This window comes from Methanobrevibacter sp. (assembly GCF_050872065.1).
GTDB lineage: Archaea > Methanobacteriota > Methanobacteria > Methanobacteriales > Methanobacteriaceae > Methanocatella.
Map to the genome: position 1 here is coordinate 1 of NZ_JBNMGD010000011.1, position 16116 is coordinate 16116.

Consider the following 16116-nt stretch of genomic DNA (forward strand, 5'->3'; position numbering starts at 1 on the left):
GTATATAATATATTAATTTAAAATTATGATATGATTAAATATTTGTTAAATATGTGGGGGAATTTAATTGGGATTTAGTTTAAATATTAATACTAATAATGAAAATGAATTTAATCAACAATTACAACTGTATATTGCTCAAGGTTTCAGAATGCAAAGTAATTTTAATGGAACTGCTATTTTAAAGAAAAAATCATATAGTGAAGGATTATTGATTTTGTTAATTATTTTCCTTTTTCCAGTAGGTATTATTTATTATATTGTTGCATCTGATGATGTTGTAACTATTATGAATAGTGGTGCACAATTATCAGTTAATAATAATGTTGGTGTAAATAATGAATCATTTGTTTCCTACTGTGAAGATTGTGGTCATGGTTTATTTGAAGATTCTAAATTTTGTCCAGGTTGTGGAAAAAAGTTAACTGCAAATGATAGTAATTTAGATGATGAGTGAATAAAATGTCTTTTTGTAGTAATTGTGGTAACAAAGTAAAAGAGGGAACTAAATTTTGTTCTAAGTGTGGGGCTTCATTATCTAATGAATCTGAAAGTATTAACAATCAACATAATACTAATTTAAAAATTCCTTGTCCAAAATGTAGTTCATTAATTCCAGTTGGAAATATTGCATGTACAAATTGTGGTAGTCTATTAAATCCTGAAAAACATATAGCTGCTATTGTATTAGGGTATATTTGTTCAATATGTCTCCCAGTAATTGGAATAATATTTGGAATATACTTATTAACTCGAAATAATAATGATGTTCATAAACATGGAATTATTATGATTGTTTTAGCTATAATAATGATGTTAATTATTTGCTTTTTCTGGTTTTCGTATATGTCTTATGTGGATAGTATGAGTTATTATAATAATTATTATTACTATTAGTATTTTGTGAATTTATGTCTAGATTTTGTGATAAATGTGGTGCAAAAATAAATGATACTATAAATTTTTGTGATAAATGTGGTGCAGAAGTTAAAACAAATAACAATAATGGGAATGCTGGGACAACATGTATTGTTGTATGTCCCTATTGTGGTAAAAATATACCTACGGGTGAAACATTTTGTTCAAAATGTGGAGGGTCATTAGAGGATAATACTTTTGCTGTTATACTTGGATATATTTTTGCAATATTATCATTATTTGTTGGGCCGTTGGGTTTTTTTTGTTTAATTATTGGAGTTTACTTACTGACAAAAAATGGAAAAGCAAAAACTCAGGGATTAATACTTAGTATAATGGGTATAACTGCTCTTATTCTCTCTTTTTTATCATTTACTACAGATTTATATATACTAGATATGATAGGTCTTCTAGTAATGATATATTTTATTTTAATTATTGGTGGTGCAATTATTTGGTTTACTGATACAATTATTATAAAATAGATGTTGTATATTTAATAGGATATTATAATAAGTTTTTAGACTTTATAGAACTCTTATTTGATTTTTTATCAAAATTTATTTTTTATTTCTTTTTTTTATTTAAAATCTTCTATAATTTGAATAAATAAAATCTTTATCACTGATGTCTTTTCGTAATACAATAAATTCTGGTGCTGCTCCAATTTCATATAATCCAGAAATATAAACTTGTGAAATTTTTCCATTTCCAGGATATTGGGTGATTTTTGCCATCATTGTATTTCCTTTCTGAATTTTATATAACATTTAAATTCAGTAATTTCATAACCTTGAATTCTCTTTGTTTTAAGTTTAATTCTAGCCATAAACATATTTTCAACCGTAGTTCTTTATTTATAGATTTTTAAGGATTAAATATCATGAAATCTTTAGATTTAATTCAATTCCAATCATCATTTGATTCTATCTAAACTCAAAATGATGGAGTTGAAATAGTTAGTGTATAACTTGTATATTGGGACTGAGGATAATCTTTAATAGATATGATATATAATAATAGTATAAGTGATTGATATTTTAAGTTGCATCGAGGGATTAATATGGATAAAGAAGCAATAAAAAAGGAATTAGCCAATAAATCTAATAAAATTTTAGCTAAATATGATGAACAAGAGATGATAGATACTATTTCAGTAATGAATATGTCTGCTAAAACTGTATTTTTAGGATCTCTTAGGGTTTATAATTTTGATAATGTAAGCAAAATTAAAAATGATTTAGAAAAAGAGATTAAAAGTTATGGGAAAGTCGCAATAAGGGATGAAAAAGTAGTTCCTTGCTGTGCTCCAAGTTATATGCATGTCAGTTTCAATGTATCCATCAATAAGTAGATATTATGAAGGAATTCAAACTAAATTCACCTTATAAACCATTAGGTGATCAACCAAAAGCCATTAACTCTTTAGCTGAAGGCATTAAAAATGGATTAAAGAATCAAACACTTTTAGGTGTAACTGGTTCAGGTAAGACTTTTACAATGGCAAATGTAATTGAAAAGGTCCAAAAACCTACTCTTGTTATTTCACATAACAAAACACTTGCTGCACAATTGTATGAAGAATTTAAGGAATTTTTCCCGGATAATGCAGTTGAATATTTTGTCAGTTATTATGATTACTATCAGCCTGAGGCATATGTGCCTAGAACAGATACTTTCATTGATAAAGAAGCATCCATTAATGAGGATATTGATATAATGAGGCATTCTGCAACTCAATCCTTATTATCAAGAGATGATGTCATCGTAGTTAGTAGTGTGAGTTGTATTTATGGTATTGGTTCACCTGAAGATTACGGCGAATTTGCTTTTGGAATATCTGTAGGGGACATTTATGACAGGTCAGAAATTTTATCCCGTTTAGTTTTCATGCAATATGAACGTAATGACATTGAGTTTGCTAGGGGTCAATTTAGAGTTCGAGGAGATGTAATTGAAATTAATCCGGTTCATGGAACACCTCCAATAAGAATAGAATTATTTGGTGATGAAATAGATGCAATCAGCATCATTGACAAAGTTACAGGAAAAAAACAGGAATCCCTTAAAAGATACATGATTTTTCCAGCAAAGCACTTTGTGGTTGGCCAGGATAAAATGGATGATGCAATTTCAAGAATCACAAATGAACTTGATGAAAGATTGTCCGAGCTCAATGCAATGGGTAAACTATTGGAAGCCCAAAGATTGGAGCAGAGAACTCGTTTTGATATAGAAATGCTTAAGGAAATGGGATATTGTGCAGGTATTGAAAATTATTCCATGCATTTATCTGGACGTAATTGGGGAGATAAACCTTATTCTCTTTTAAAATATTTTCCGGATGATTTTTTAACAATTATCGATGAGTCTCACGTTACTGTACCTCAAATTAGGGGAATGTATAATGGAGACCGTGCACGTAAGGAAACCCTGGTTGATTATGGTTTTAGATTACCATCTGCTAAGGAAAACCGTCCTTTAAGATTTGATGAATTTGAATCATCTGTTAATCAGGTGATTTATGTATCTGCAACACCTTCTGCATATGAACTTGCAAAATCAAGGAATGTTGTTGAGCAGATTATACGGCCAACCGGACTTGTTGATCCGGAAGTCATAATCAGGCCGGTTTCAGGTCAGGTTGAAGATTTGCTTAAGGAAGTTAGGGCAACTGCTAAGAAAGATGAAAGGGTGTTAGTTACAACTTTAACTAAACGAATGGCGGAAGATTTAACTGATTATTATGCTCGTATTGGTGTTAAGGTAAGATATATGCACTCTGAAATCGATACATTGGAGCGAATCGAAATTGTGGATGACTTGAGAAGGGGTAAATTTGATGTTTTAGTTGGTGTGAACCTCTTAAGAGAAGGTTTGGATTTACCTGAAGTATCTCTTGTAGCTATTTTAGATGCAGATAAAGAAGGATTTTTAAGAAATGAAACATCATTGATTCAGACTATCGGTCGTGCGGCAAGAAATGTTAACGGTCGTGTATTGATGTATGCTGATGAAATGACTGATTCTGTTAAAAATGCATATGATACAACACTTAAAAGACGTAAACTACAAATGAAATTCAATGAAGTCCATGGAATTACTCCAACATCAACCCAAAGAACATTAAAAGAAAAATTAGCTGAGGAAGATGAAAAATACAAAGTTGGAACAAATGTTGAAAAAATGCCTAAAGATGAGCTTCGCTTGCTTATTAAGGATATAGAAAAAGACATGAAAGATGCAGCGGCAAGACTTGACTTTGAAAGGGCAGCTGATTTAAGAAATAAACTTTATGCTTTAAAAGATATGGATAAATAATGTGATGAGTTATTTGTATAATTCATCGATATTATCAAATTTTTAATTATAATTAATGAAGCATTATATAAATTATTGGCCATTTTATGTATTATTCTAGATTTGGAATATAAATAATAGCTATGAAAAATATCATGCTTTTTTTGTATATTGGAAAAAGATTTATATATTCCGAAATTAAATATTTGTTTTATATTGTACGAATGATTATTAGCTTTCATTTGCTCTCACAATATTTTTTAAAATAGTTGAATAAAGTAATATAAAAGAGGTTTATTATGACTGAAGATTCTAAAAAACAAATTATCATAAAGGGTGCACGTGAGCACAATTTACAAGATATTGATATTTGTGTCCCTCGTGATAAATTCATTGTGATTACAGGTTTAAGTGGGTCTGGTAAGTCTTCATTAGCGTTTGATACAATCTATGCTGAAGGACAGCGTAGATATGTTGAATCTTTATCGGCTTATGCAAGACAGTTCTTAGGTCAAATGAAAAAACCTGAAATGGAATCCATTGAAGGATTGTCTCCGGCTATTTCAATTGATCAAAAAACTACAAGAGAAAATCCAAGATCAACTGTAGGTACCATTACTGAAATTTATGATTATTTAAGATTGTTATTTGCGAGAGTTGGAACCCCTCATTGTCCTAATTGTGGAAAAGAAATATCACAGCAAACTCTTGGACAAATTGGTGATTCAATTATTGGAGAAGGTGAAGGTCTTAAAATTCAAATATTATCTCCAATTGTAAGAGATAAAAAAGGTCAGCACAAAGATGTTTTTGAAGATTTAAGAAACAAAGGTTTTGTAAGAGTTCGTGTTGATGGTGAAATAAGAGAATTGGAAGAAGACATTGACCTTGCAAAGACATACAGACATAGTATTGATGTTGTGGTAGATAGACTTAAAACAAGAAAAGATGTTGACTTTAAAAGGAGATTAGTTGATTCTCTTGAAACTGCATCTGAATTTTCTGAAGGTTTGATCACTGTGTTATTCTCTGGTGAAGATGGTGATTATGAAAAAAAATATTCAGAACATTTTGCTTGTGTTGATTGTGGAATAAATTTTGAAGAGTTAACTCCGAGGATGTTTTCATTTAATGCACCTCAAGGAGCTTGTCCTGAATGTAATGGGATTGGTTCTAAGATGGAAATTGATCCAGACTTAATTGTCCCAGATAAAACATTGACTTTAAATGAAGGAGCTATTGTGCCTTGGTCAAAATCTTCAACAAAAGAGAATTATTATTATCAAATGCTTGAAGCTGTTTCCAATCATTTTAATTTTAGTATGGATGTTCCATTTAATGAACTAAATGAAGAATATCAAAACATTATTCTTTATGGTTGTAATGATAAAATTCCATTTAATTTTAAGAGAAGAAATAAGTCTTATATGGTTAATCGTAAATTTGAGGGAGTTATTCCAAGAATGGAAAGGTTATATGTAGAAACTAAATCCAATTATTCAAGAAAGCATCTCTCAAAATTCATGTCTGATAGAAAATGTCATGTTTGTGGTGGTAAAAGACTTAGACCAGAAGTTTTAGCAGTTACTGTTGGTGGAAAATCAATTATTGATGTTTGTGATATGGCAATAAAAGATTCTTATCAATTCTTCCAGAATTTAGAATTAACTAATCGGGAAAATTTCATTGCAAAAGAAATTTTAAAAGAAATCAAGGAGCGTCTAAGCTTTTTAGTTGAAGTTGGACTTGATTATTTGTCAATGTCACGGTCTTCCGGTACTTTATCTGGTGGGGAAGCTCAAAGGATTAGATTAGCTACTCAAATTGGTTCTGGTCTTGTAGGAGTGTTATATATTCTGGATGAACCAAGTATTGGTCTTCACCAAAGGGATAATGTAAAACTTATATCTGCTCTTAAAAGGCTTAAAGATTTAGGAAATACTCTTGTTGTAGTAGAACACGATGAAGAAACTATCTTATCAGCAGATTATGTTGTTGATATTGGTCCTGGTGCTGGTGAGCATGGTGGAAAGGTTGTTGCTCAAGGAACTCCATTGGATATTATGAACAATCCAAATTCCATAACTGGTCAATATATATCCAGAGCTAAAAAAATAGAGATTCCTAAAAAGAGAAGGTCTGGAAATGGTAAATTCATAAAAATAATTGGTGCTACTCAAAATAATCTTAAAGATATCGATGTAGAAATTCCATTAGGTAAATTTACTTGTGTAACTGGTGTTAGTGGATCTGGTAAAAGTAGTTTAATTAATGAAATATTATACAAGGGAGCTCAAGGTAAATTAACTAAAAAATTCACCTTTGCAGGTAATCACAAGTCAATTGAAGGATTAGAAAACATTGATAAAGTCATTGCTATTGACCAAAAGCCTATTGGAAGAACTCCACGTTCAAACCCTGCAACTTATACTGGAGTATTCAGTGATATCCGTGATTTGTTTGCGAATACTTCAGAATCTAAAGCAAGAGGATATAAACCTGGAAGATTTTCATTTAATGTTAAAGGTGGAAGATGTGAAGCATGTTCTGGTGATGGTATTGTTCAAATTGAAATGCACTTTTTAGCAGATGTATACGTACCATGTGAAGTATGTGGTGGTAAAAGATACAATGAAGAGACTTTAGATATTAGATACAAAGGTAAAAATATTTATGAAGTCTTGGAAATGACTGTTGAAGAGGCATTGGAGTTCTTTGAAAATATTCCTAAAATCACCAAGAAACTTCAGACATTATATGATGTTGGATTAGGTTATATGAAGATTGGCCAACCTGCAACAACATTGTCTGGTGGAGAAGCCCAAAGGATTAAATTAGCTAAGGAGTTATCCAGAACTAGTACTGGTAAGACTTTATATATCTTGGATGAACCTACTACTGGTCTTCATTTTGCAGATATTAAGAGGTTATTAGAAGTTTTAGCAAGGTTAACTGATGCTGGTAATTCAGTTGTGGTCATTGAACATAATTTGGATGTTATTAAGACTGCAGATCATATTATTGATTTAGGTCCTGAAGGTGGTGATGGTGGTGGTCAAGTAATTGCTACTGGAACACCTGAAGAAATTGCTAAGTCTGGAACTTACACTGGTGAGTTTTTAGAAAAAATACTCGATGAAAATATTACTCCTTATGCAAAGGAATTAGTTGAAGATATTGGTAAATAACCAATTTTTTCTTTTTTTATTTTTTTTGATTTTACTAAACATTTATATACTTTTTTTACAAGATATTTAAATGGAAGATATTTTCCGACAATGTCTTTCCGTTTAATATATTTAGTTTATTTATTTAGTGATTATTATGGTTTTAAGTACAGGAAATACTGCATGGATGCTCGTTGCGACAATTATGGTATTATTAATGAGTGTTCCAGGTATTGCATTTTTTTATGGGGGTTTATCAAAAAGGAAGAACGTATTAAACTCCATGTTTTTATCTTTAATAGCATTTGCTATTGTTAGCATTCTTTGGGTGATGTATGGTTATCAATTTGCATTCGCTGATTTAAGCTTCAGCGGTTTAATTGGAATTCCAAAAACTTTATTCATGGAAGGAATAAGTGTGGATTCTTTAACAGGTAACATTCCGACATTTGTATATGCTGGATTCCAATTAACATTTGCAGGGTTAACTGCTGCAGTTGTTTCAGGAGCAATTGTTGGAAGAATGAAAACAAAAGCTTGGGTTATATTTATTATATTATGGGCGACTTTTGTGTATATTCCAATTTGCCACTGGATTTGGGGTGGTGGATGGTTGATGAATCTTGGAGCAATTGATTTTGCAGGAGGAGTTGCAGTAGAGGTTAATTCTGGTTTTTCAGCTCTTGCACTTGCTTTAATACTTGGAAAAAGGAAAGACACATCATTGCTTCCACATAATCTAGGATATTCAATTTTAGGTGCTGGTTTCTTATGGTTTGGATGGATGGGATTCAATGGAGGATCTGCTTTTGCAGCTAATGGATTAGCAGGTTCAGCAATCCTTGTTTCAAATACTGCAGCAGCAGTTGCAATGATTGTGTGGTTGATATTAGATGTCATGAATGATGGAAAACCGACAGTTTTAGGTGCAATCACAGGTGCAGTTGCGGGACTTGTTGCAATTACTCCTGCAGCAGGTTATGTTTCATTTTCAGGATCAATGATTATTGGTGCTGGAGCAGCTATAATTTCTTATTATGCTGTTTATAATATTAAAAATAGATTTGGTTATGATGATGCATTGGATGTATTTGGTGTTCATGGTCTTTCTGGTGTTTGGGGACTAATTGCAACAGGTTTATTTGCATCATCTGCAATAAATGGAGTTGCTGGTTTGTTTTATGGAAATCCTGAACAATTGTTTATTCAATTAGTCGCAGTTGTTGCAACTATGGTATATTCATTTACCGTAAGTTATATTATAGGAAAAGCATTAGATATTGTAATGGGATTAAGAGTAGAGGATAAAGATGAAATAAGAGGTCTTGATTCCGCATTGCATGAGGAATCAGGATATAGAATTTAATTGTGGGATATTATGAAAAGGATTATTGCAGTAATACGTGAGGAAATGTTTGAAAATGTTAAAGTAGCACTTTTGACTGCTGGTTGTGAAGGAATGAATGTCTCTACTGTAAAAGGAAGAGGTAGGCAAGCAGGTATTAAAGAATCTTATAGAGGTTCTAGCTATTGTATTGATTTAATTCCAAAAACAAGAGTTGAACTAATTGTTAATGAAGAAGATTTGGATAATATCATTGATGTCATTCTTGAAAGTGCTAGAACTGGTGATGTTGGGGATGGAAAAATATTCGTTTCTGATGTTGAAGAGGTAATCAGGATTAGAACTGGTGAAAGAGGTTCTGATGCTGTTTAGTTAATTAATATTCGATGAATATTTTTACCATTCTTTTTTTCTTTTTTTTAATAACTTATTTAAATTAACATAATCAATATTATAATAATTACTTTTTAGGTGATAATTTGAATTTTAATTTAAAAGAAGCATTTTTAATATTTGTTCGTGGAATATTAATGGGTTCTGCGGATATTGTTCCTGGAGTATCCGGAGGAACAATCGCATTAATCACTGGAATTTATAATCATTTGGTAGAGGCAATTAGTAAAATTCGATTTGCTTTTTTAAAACCATTGTTTAAAGGAAATATCAGTGGATTTATAAATGGTATTTCAGAGGAGATTGACTTTAAATTCTTTATTCCATTACTTTTAGGTATAGGCGTAGCATTTTTAACTGTTGCAAATGTGGTTACTTATTGTATGGATTATTATACTGCTAGTACTTATTCATTCTTTTTAGGTTTGATTATAGCTTCTGCAGTAATTCTATTTAAAAAACTGGACCATATTAACTTTAAACATATATTATTTGCTTTAGTTGGTTTTATTCTAACTTTCATATTTGTAAGTTTAAATCCAATAGCTGCTAATCATTCATTACCGGTATTATTTATATCTGGGATGATAGCTATTTGTGCAATGATTTTACCAGGTATTTCAGGTTCATTCTTATTATTGCTTCTTGGACAATATAAATACATGTTAACTGCACTCCATGATTTCAATATAATTGAGATTATTGTTTTTGCAGTTGGTGCTTTAATTGGTATTCTTGGATTTTCAAAAATCTTGAATTATTTACTTAAAAACCATAATGGAGCAACAATGGCAGTTCTTATTGGTGTAATGATTGGATCTCTAAGAGTTCCATGTGTGGAAATTGTAAATTCAGTTAGTTTGAACTTTGCTGGATTATTCCCATGTTTGATTGTTGCTATAATTGGTTTTGCAATAATCATTATTTTAGAAACAAGATTTGATTATATTGATTAATCAAATTTAACTCTATTTTTTTATAAATTTATTAACAATTAAAAATATATCTAATAACAATGCTAGTTTTAAAAAAGATTAAAAAACAGTGGAGATTATATCCTATCGGTTCACCAAAAGGTGCTCTAAATCATAAGAGGGAACCGGAATTTGTTGGAAATATAAAGTTTTCAAGAAATGGTGATTCTCTAGCGATTTCAAGATTTGTTGCAGATTATAATTTCAATGAGAACTCCACATTAAATGAAAAATTAATGCCACCCAGCGAGGTAATTAAGCTTTTGCGTTCACAGGCGGTTTTTCTTGCAACTCCAGATGATGATGTGGAGAAGTTTTTACATTCCCTTAATATTAAAGTTAGAAAAACTCAAGTTTGTGATTTCTGTGCTTATGAAGGATACATTACAATTGTCAATTCTTCTTATTCTTATAAGTATCACAATCAATTGATTTGCAGAAAATGTGCTTTTGATACGATAAAACAGGAACTCAAACTCCAAGGTTTTGATAAAAAGATTTTTAGAAATTTAAAGTCTACTCTAGAGAAAACTGGAAGCCTGGAAAAGACATTGTCAATTCTTGATCCACACTTTGATCCTTTAAAGAATACAAAATTGACATTATTTGATAAGACCAAAAAGTCAAAACATATCATACCTCCTGTTGATATGAAAAGGCTTAAAATTCCTAAAAACTTTAAAAAAGTTCTTCTGGACTCTGGCAATACCAAATTATTACCTGTTCAATATTTGGCCATTAAGGAAGGTCTTCTTAAAGGTGAAGATTTGCTTGTTGTAAGTGCAACAGGTTCAGGTAAAACATTAGTAGGGGAACTTGCAGGTATTACCAAGGCTCTTAAAGGTAAAAAATTTATATTTCTCACTCCATTGGTTGCTCTTGCAAATCAAAAGTACAGAGATTTTAAAAATAAATATTCTAAATTAGGTCTTAAGGTAGCTATTAAAGTTGGAAGAAATAGGGTTAAGGCAAAAGGGGAGCTTAATCTTCCAGATTCAGATGTATCTTCTTCAGATATTGTTGTTGCAACATATGAAGGAATTGATTATCTGCTTAGAAGTGGCAATTCACAGGCATTATCTAATCTTGGTGTTGTTTTAATTGATGAAATTCACATGATTGATGATGAAGATAGGGGAACTCGTTTAAATGGTCTAATTAAACGTTTAAAAAATTTATATCCTAAAACTCAAATCATTGGACTGTCTGCTACTGTTAAAAACCCTGAGTTTTTAGCATCTGAATTCAATATGAAATTAGTCCAATACTCACAAAGACCAGTCCCACTGGAAAGGCATTTAGTTTATATAAGAAATGAATCTCAAAAAAGACATTTAATGAGAAAGCTTGTTCAAAAGGAGTATAATACGAAATCTAAGAAAGGTTATAGAGGACAAACCATCATATTTACAAATTCAAGACGTAAAACTCACCAAATAGCTAATTATTTAAATAATAAAAGAGTCAATGCTCAGGCATACCATGCAGGATTATCCTATTATAAGAAAGAGAAAATTGAAAAGGATTTTGATAAGGGTAAAATTTCCTGTGTTGTAACAACAGCAGCTCTTGCAGCAGGTGTTGATTTTCCAGCTTCACAAGTAATATTTGATTCACTTGTAATGGGGAATAAATGGATTAATCCAAATGAGTTTTCACAGATGTTAGGTCGTGCAGGAAGACCATCTTACCATGACCGTGGGGTTGTTTATTTAATACCTGAAGTAGGTAATGATTTTACTGGTGAATCAGAAGAAGCAAAAGCATTAGACCTTTTAGAAAGTAACAGTGAAGATGTATATATTGAATATGATGAAGATTCATCTTATGAGCAAATCCTTGCTGATATTTCTTCTAATTCAATTAAGACTAGAAAAGAATTAAAGGATTTCTATGAAAATATTGATGTTCCGATTTCACTTAAGACAGCTATTGATGAAATGGAAGATTTAGGTTTGATTAATTATGCTTCAAGCGATAAATTAAAAATTACAAAATATGGAAGGGCAACTTCAGTATCATTTTTATCAATTGGCGAAGCAGAATTTATTAAAAATACATTGAATGATAGAGAATACTTAAAAAGGTATGTAGGACATTCTCCAATGTATAAGAAAAAAGAAAAATATGATAAACTAAAAGTCTTGATTTTAGCTATGGCATTGGATTTAGAAATGTTTGAAAATGCGTATCTATCTAATGTTATTCATAATCAAATTGCAAATGCTCTTAAGATTAAATTTTCAACACGATTATTCGCAGAATCAACTTTAGACATTATATCTAGCGGCGAAGCAATTGAAAAACTGGATAAAAAATTCCAGGATGCATTAATTGCTCTTCAAAGTGATTTCATGCAATGTAAATGTCAGGACAGGCCATTTTGTACATGTATGCAAAGGGGAATATCTGAAGTAATCATTCACGAAAGACTTAAGGGAAAAGATCCTCAGGATATCTCAAATAAACTATTTAGAAAATATCAAATTCAAGTATATCCTGGAGACATTTTTTCATGGTTAGATAATTTTGTTAAGAACTTGGATGCTATTAAAAGAATTGCTAAGTCATTTAATAGGAATAATATTGTTAAAAAGACCAATTATCTAATTAAAAGAATTGAAAATGGATGAATGTATCTATTAAATGAAATAATGGTTTTAATCTTTAAAAAATATACAAGGCATAGTTATTGAATCATAAGCATTTAAAACACATTCAATAGCTTCATTTCTATTTTTAAAGTAATATAAATGGCTTTTGCAAGTGCAATCAGAACATCCAAATCCTGCAATCCCATTAGTTTTACTTGCAATAAACTCTGATAGTTCACATTCTACCTTTCTTGTTGATTCATTGTAGATTACATCAGTAATTTCAGCATTTTCCAATAAATAATCTACATGCCAATGAAGTTTTTTTTCGCTGCTTAAATGTCTTTTGATTCTTGCCATTAATGAATTCATGGCAGATCCTACATAAATGTAATGCCCTTCATCAAAGTGGATTTTTCCTAATTTTTTACCAATTTTAATTGTTTTTGGAGCATTGACATTAATTATTAAACAGTAACAACCTTTCATAATTTATTATTTTTAATTAACTTACATATATTTATGTAGATTAGATATTTTCATTTATCTTTGGATTAAAATAATAATTTTTTTAATATCATGAGTATTTGAAAAACTTTAATTATTTTTCTAACTAACTATTAATTATGATTTTTAAACTTCGAACTAAAGGACATAAAAATGTTACTTCACTTCATAAATCCACTTTTGAAGTAACTAAAGATGTTGAAATTGGTCCAACTGCTGATTGTATTATTGGAACAAGTATGGACAAATCTATGTTTGATTTTCCACAAGAATTCAAAGATAAGATAGCTAATTCAAATACGAAGATAACTGTCATTTTAGATACTGAGAATGGTCATGATGAAATAGTAGGTTTTGGTCATGAAAATTTAACTTTGAATCATCCAACAGATATTGTTTCAAGGACTAGTGATTATACTTGTTCTCGTACTTTAATGATTAAGGCGAATAAAGCTGCAAGGGACTTGGATTTGGATTTGATTGAAGATTTAAAAAATGAAAAAATAATGGATGTCACTATTAAATTAGAGTAAAAATAGTTAACTATATATAAGTTAATGAACATACTTAGTAATAACTACTTTTGTTGTATGCGGGGGTGGTCGAGCGGTCAAAGGCGCTAGGTTGAGGGCCTAGTGGGTCAGTCCCTTCGCGGGTTCAAGTCCCGTCTCCCGCACTATTTACTTTCAAATTATTTTTTTCGATATTTTTTTAAGGTTATTTTTTCCTAATCTATTTATAATAATTAAATTATACATTATACATAATTAAAAATTATTTGGTGATAAGTTATGAAAGCTGTAATTCCTGCAGCAGGTTTTGGAACTAGATTTTTGCCTGCTACTAAAGCACAACCTAAAGAGATGTTGCCTGTTTTTGATAAACCTACTATTCAATATGTTATCGAAGAAGCAGTAGCTTCTGGTATTAATGATATATTGATTGTCACTGGTAGAAATAAAAGGTCTATAGAAGATCATTTTGATAAATCATTTGAACTTGAGCAAACTTTACAGAGTGCGGGTAAATCTGATCGTTTAAAACAAGTTCGTGATATTACTGATTTAGCTGATATTTGTTATGTAAGACAAAAAGAGCAAAAAGGATTAGGGGATGCAATTTACTGTGCTAAAAGGCATGTTGGAGATGAAGCATTCGCTGTAATGCTTGGAGACTCCATTACAAAAGGACCAGTTCCATGTACAAAACAATTAATTGATGTTTATGAAAAATATGGTGCATCTGCAATTTCTCTTGAGGCAGTCCCAAAAGAAAAAGTAGAAAGATATGGTATCATTAAAGGAGATGAAATTGAAAAAGATATTTACAATATTACTAAGCTTGTTGAAAAACCGTTAGTCCATCAAGCACCATCTAATTTAGCTATTATGGGTCGTTATGTCTTAACACCAGACATTTTTGATAAAATCGATGAAACTGAACCTGGTGTTGGTGGTGAAATCCAATTAACAGATGCACTTCAAAAGTTAGATTCCATTTATGGTGTTCTTTTTGAAGGAAAAACTTATGATATTGGTAACCGTTTAGAATGGTTAAAGACATCAATTGAATTTGCTTTAGATGACCCTGAATCTAATGATATTTTAATTGAGTATATGAAAGAAATGATTAACAGAGTATAATTACTCTAAACATTTATTTTCATAGAAGATTTTTATGCAGTATAGATTAATCAAAAAGACAGGAGATATGATCTCCCCAATTGGTTTTGGAGCTATGCGTTTACCAGTTAAAAACGGTAAAATCGATAGAACCAAAGCTCATAAACTTATTTCTCATGCAATAGATAATGGAATTAATTTCATTGATACTGCTTATTTATATGGTGATAGTGAAACATTTCTAGGTGAAATTTTAACCGATGATATGATACGATCTAAGGTTAAGATATGCACCAAATTACCTGCGATAAATGTTAGAAAGTATGAAGATATGGAACCTCTGTTAGATGAACAACTAAGAAGACTTAATATTGATTGCATTGATTATTATTTAATTCATGCTGTGGATTTAAAAAATATGAATCGTTTATTAAAACGTGATTTAGTTAAATTCATTGAGAATGCAAAATCTGATGGTAAAATAAAACATATAGGATTTTCATATCATGGTCCCAAAGAAGAATTTCAGGAAGTAGTTGATTGTTATGATTGGGATGTTGTAATGGTTCAGTTTAATTACTTTGATGAAAATGTTCAAGCTAGTGTGGAAGGAATTGAATATGTAGCTTCAAAAGATATGGGCATTCTTGTTATGGAACCGTTAAAGGGTGGAATTCTTGCGGGTAATATGCCAAAAGAAGCAGAAGAAGTTTTTCGAAAAGCTAATCTTAATAAATCTAATGCAGAATGGGCTCTTGAATGGGTTTTAAATAATCGCAATGTTACTTGTGTCATATCAGGGATGAATAGTTTTGATCAACTTAATGAGAATATGGCTGTTGCAGATAGAACTGCTCCAATGTCAATGTCTTTTGAGGATTTAGAAACAGTTGAACTTGTTAAAAGGGTGATGAAGAATTCTTTAAAGATTAATTGTTCTACTTGTGGTTATTGTATGCCCTGTCCTCAAGGAGTAAATATTCCTGAATGTATGAAAATTTATAATGAAAAATATTTATTCAATCATAAAGGAATTATTAATCAGTCTTTCATTGATTACTATCAATATGTAGGTGGAATTATGGGAAATTCTGGCAATGCAAGTAAATGTAATGGCTGTGGAAAATGTTTAAGAAAATGTCCACAAAAGTTAGACATTATTGCAGAACTAGACAAAGTTAGAAAAGAATTTGAATTTCCAGGTGTCAAGTATATATTGTTATTTGTTAAACATGTAGGATTTCCATTTTATAAATTTATAATTAAACTATTAAACTAATATTATTTATATTCTAA

15 protein-coding genes and 1 tRNA gene are annotated in these 16116 nt (G+C 30.5%); 14 read left to right on the top strand and 2 right to left on the bottom strand.

Features of this window, described 5'->3' with window-relative positions; genetic code table 11:
• Positions 1-67: 67 nt before the first annotated feature.
• The 3 genes from ACR0P1_RS02595 to ACR0P1_RS02605 are packed head-to-tail and all read left to right on the top strand — an operon-like array spanning position 68 to position 1403.
• Positions 68-457: a hypothetical protein gene (locus ACR0P1_RS02595; RefSeq protein WP_432644849.1), complete on the top strand. Its 390-nt coding sequence runs from the start codon at positions 68-70 to the stop codon at positions 455-457.
• Positions 458-462: 5 nt separating this feature from the next.
• A complete protein-coding gene (locus tag ACR0P1_RS02600) occupies positions 463-897 on the top strand; it encodes a zinc-ribbon domain-containing protein (protein ID WP_432644850.1) in 435 nt (144 codons plus the stop codon).
• Positions 898-911: 14 nt separating this feature from the next.
• The gene (locus ACR0P1_RS02605) at positions 912-1403 is read left to right on the top strand and encodes a zinc-ribbon domain-containing protein (RefSeq protein ID WP_432644851.1); all 492 of its coding nucleotides are present in this window, start codon (positions 912-914) and stop codon (positions 1401-1403) included.
• A 99-nt stretch (positions 1404-1502) separates the two neighbouring features.
• On the opposite strand, the gene ACR0P1_RS02610 is transcribed toward ACR0P1_RS02605, so the two are convergent.
• Positions 1503-1688, bottom strand: a complete 186-nt coding sequence (locus ACR0P1_RS02610) for a hypothetical protein (protein ID WP_432644852.1) — start codon at positions 1686-1688, stop codon at positions 1503-1505.
• A gap of 293 nt (positions 1689-1981) precedes the next feature.
• Between ACR0P1_RS02610 and ACR0P1_RS02615 the strand changes: the two genes are divergently transcribed.
• The 7 genes from ACR0P1_RS02615 (at position 1982) to ACR0P1_RS02645 (ending at position 12730) form a co-directional block, all read left to right on the top strand.
• Complete coding sequence (locus tag ACR0P1_RS02615) at positions 1982-2272, top strand: hypothetical protein (protein WP_432644853.1); 291 nt, start codon at positions 1982-1984, stop codon at positions 2270-2272.
• Positions 2273-2277: 5 nt separating this feature from the next.
• Positions 2278-4239, top strand: coding sequence for an excinuclease ABC subunit UvrB (uvrB, locus tag ACR0P1_RS02620; RefSeq protein WP_432644854.1), 1962 nt, complete (start codon positions 2278-2280; stop codon positions 4237-4239).
• Positions 4240-4517: 278 nt separating this feature from the next.
• Positions 4518-7406, top strand: coding sequence for an excinuclease ABC subunit UvrA (gene uvrA, locus ACR0P1_RS02625; protein WP_432644855.1), 2889 nt, complete (start codon positions 4518-4520; stop codon positions 7404-7406).
• Between the two features lie 136 nt (positions 7407-7542).
• Positions 7543-8751, top strand: coding sequence for an ammonium transporter (locus tag ACR0P1_RS02630; protein ID WP_432644856.1), 1209 nt, complete (start codon positions 7543-7545; stop codon positions 8749-8751).
• Between the two features lie 12 nt (positions 8752-8763).
• Positions 8764-9102: a P-II family nitrogen regulator gene (locus tag ACR0P1_RS02635; protein WP_432644857.1), complete on the top strand. Its 339-nt coding sequence runs from the start codon at positions 8764-8766 to the stop codon at positions 9100-9102.
• Positions 9103-9260: 158 nt separating this feature from the next.
• Entirely contained in the window at positions 9261-10079 is an 819-nt protein-coding gene (locus ACR0P1_RS02640) for a DUF368 domain-containing protein (protein WP_432644890.1), read from the top strand.
• A gap of 59 nt (positions 10080-10138) precedes the next feature.
• Positions 10139-12730: a DUF5814 domain-containing protein gene (locus tag ACR0P1_RS02645; RefSeq protein WP_432644858.1), complete on the top strand. Its 2592-nt coding sequence runs from the start codon at positions 10139-10141 to the stop codon at positions 12728-12730.
• Between the two features lie 27 nt (positions 12731-12757).
• Here ACR0P1_RS02645 and ACR0P1_RS02650 read toward each other — a convergent pair whose 3' ends face one another.
• Complete coding sequence (locus ACR0P1_RS02650; RefSeq protein WP_432644859.1) at positions 12758-13180, bottom strand: GIY-YIG nuclease family protein; 423 nt, start codon at positions 13178-13180, stop codon at positions 12758-12760.
• Positions 13181-13317: 137 nt separating this feature from the next.
• On the opposite strand from ACR0P1_RS02650, the gene ACR0P1_RS02655 reads away from it, so the two are divergent.
• The 4 genes from ACR0P1_RS02655 (at position 13318) to ACR0P1_RS02670 (ending at position 16099) form a co-directional block, all read left to right on the top strand.
• Positions 13318-13731, top strand: a complete 414-nt coding sequence (locus ACR0P1_RS02655; protein ID WP_432644860.1) for a DUF371 domain-containing protein — start codon at positions 13318-13320, stop codon at positions 13729-13731.
• 59 nt (positions 13732-13790) lie between these two features.
• Positions 13791-13874, top strand: a tRNA-Leu gene (locus ACR0P1_RS02660).
• Between the two features lie 115 nt (positions 13875-13989).
• Positions 13990-14841 carry a UTP--glucose-1-phosphate uridylyltransferase GalU gene (galU, locus tag ACR0P1_RS02665; RefSeq protein ID WP_432644861.1) on the top strand — a complete coding sequence of 284 codons (852 nt, stop codon included), beginning with the start codon at positions 13990-13992 and terminating at the stop codon, positions 14839-14841.
• Between the two features lie 34 nt (positions 14842-14875).
• On the top strand, positions 14876-16099 hold the full coding sequence (locus ACR0P1_RS02670; RefSeq protein WP_432644862.1) for an aldo/keto reductase: 1224 nt from the start codon (positions 14876-14878) through the stop codon (positions 16097-16099).
• Positions 16100-16116 lie beyond the last annotated feature (17 nt).

Bases quoted from the DNA above. Each gene is read 5' to 3' on its own strand.
- uvrA (WP_432644855.1), top strand. From the start codon at position 4,518: ATGACTGAAGATTCTAAAAAACAAATTATCATAAAGGGTGCACGTGAG.
- ACR0P1_RS02655 (WP_432644860.1), top strand. From the start codon at position 13,318: ATGATTTTTAAACTTCGAACTAAAGGACATAAAAATGTTACTTCACTT.
- uvrB (WP_432644854.1), top strand. From the start codon at position 2,278: ATGAAGGAATTCAAACTAAATTCACCTTATAAACCATTAGGTGATCAA.
- ACR0P1_RS02635 (WP_432644857.1), top strand. From the start codon at position 8,764: ATGAAAAGGATTATTGCAGTAATACGTGAGGAAATGTTTGAAAATGTT.
- ACR0P1_RS02650 (WP_432644859.1), bottom strand. From the start codon at position 13,180: ATGAAAGGTTGTTACTGTTTAATAATTAATGTCAATGCTCCAAAAACA.
- ACR0P1_RS02605 (WP_432644851.1), top strand. From the start codon at position 912: ATGTCTAGATTTTGTGATAAATGTGGTGCAAAAATAAATGATACTATA.
- ACR0P1_RS02670 (WP_432644862.1), top strand. From the start codon at position 14,876: ATGCAGTATAGATTAATCAAAAAGACAGGAGATATGATCTCCCCAATT.
- galU (WP_432644861.1), top strand. From the start codon at position 13,990: ATGAAAGCTGTAATTCCTGCAGCAGGTTTTGGAACTAGATTTTTGCCT.
- ACR0P1_RS02640 (WP_432644890.1), top strand. From the start codon at position 9,261: ATGGGTTCTGCGGATATTGTTCCTGGAGTATCCGGAGGAACAATCGCA.
- ACR0P1_RS02615 (WP_432644853.1), top strand. From the start codon at position 1,982: ATGGATAAAGAAGCAATAAAAAAGGAATTAGCCAATAAATCTAATAAA.
- ACR0P1_RS02610 (WP_432644852.1), bottom strand. From the start codon at position 1,688: ATGTTATATAAAATTCAGAAAGGAAATACAATGATGGCAAAAATCACC.
- ACR0P1_RS02630 (WP_432644856.1), top strand. From the start codon at position 7,543: ATGGTTTTAAGTACAGGAAATACTGCATGGATGCTCGTTGCGACAATT.
- ACR0P1_RS02645 (WP_432644858.1), top strand. From the start codon at position 10,139: ATGCTAGTTTTAAAAAAGATTAAAAAACAGTGGAGATTATATCCTATC.
- ACR0P1_RS02600 (WP_432644850.1), top strand. From the start codon at position 463: ATGTCTTTTTGTAGTAATTGTGGTAACAAAGTAAAAGAGGGAACTAAA.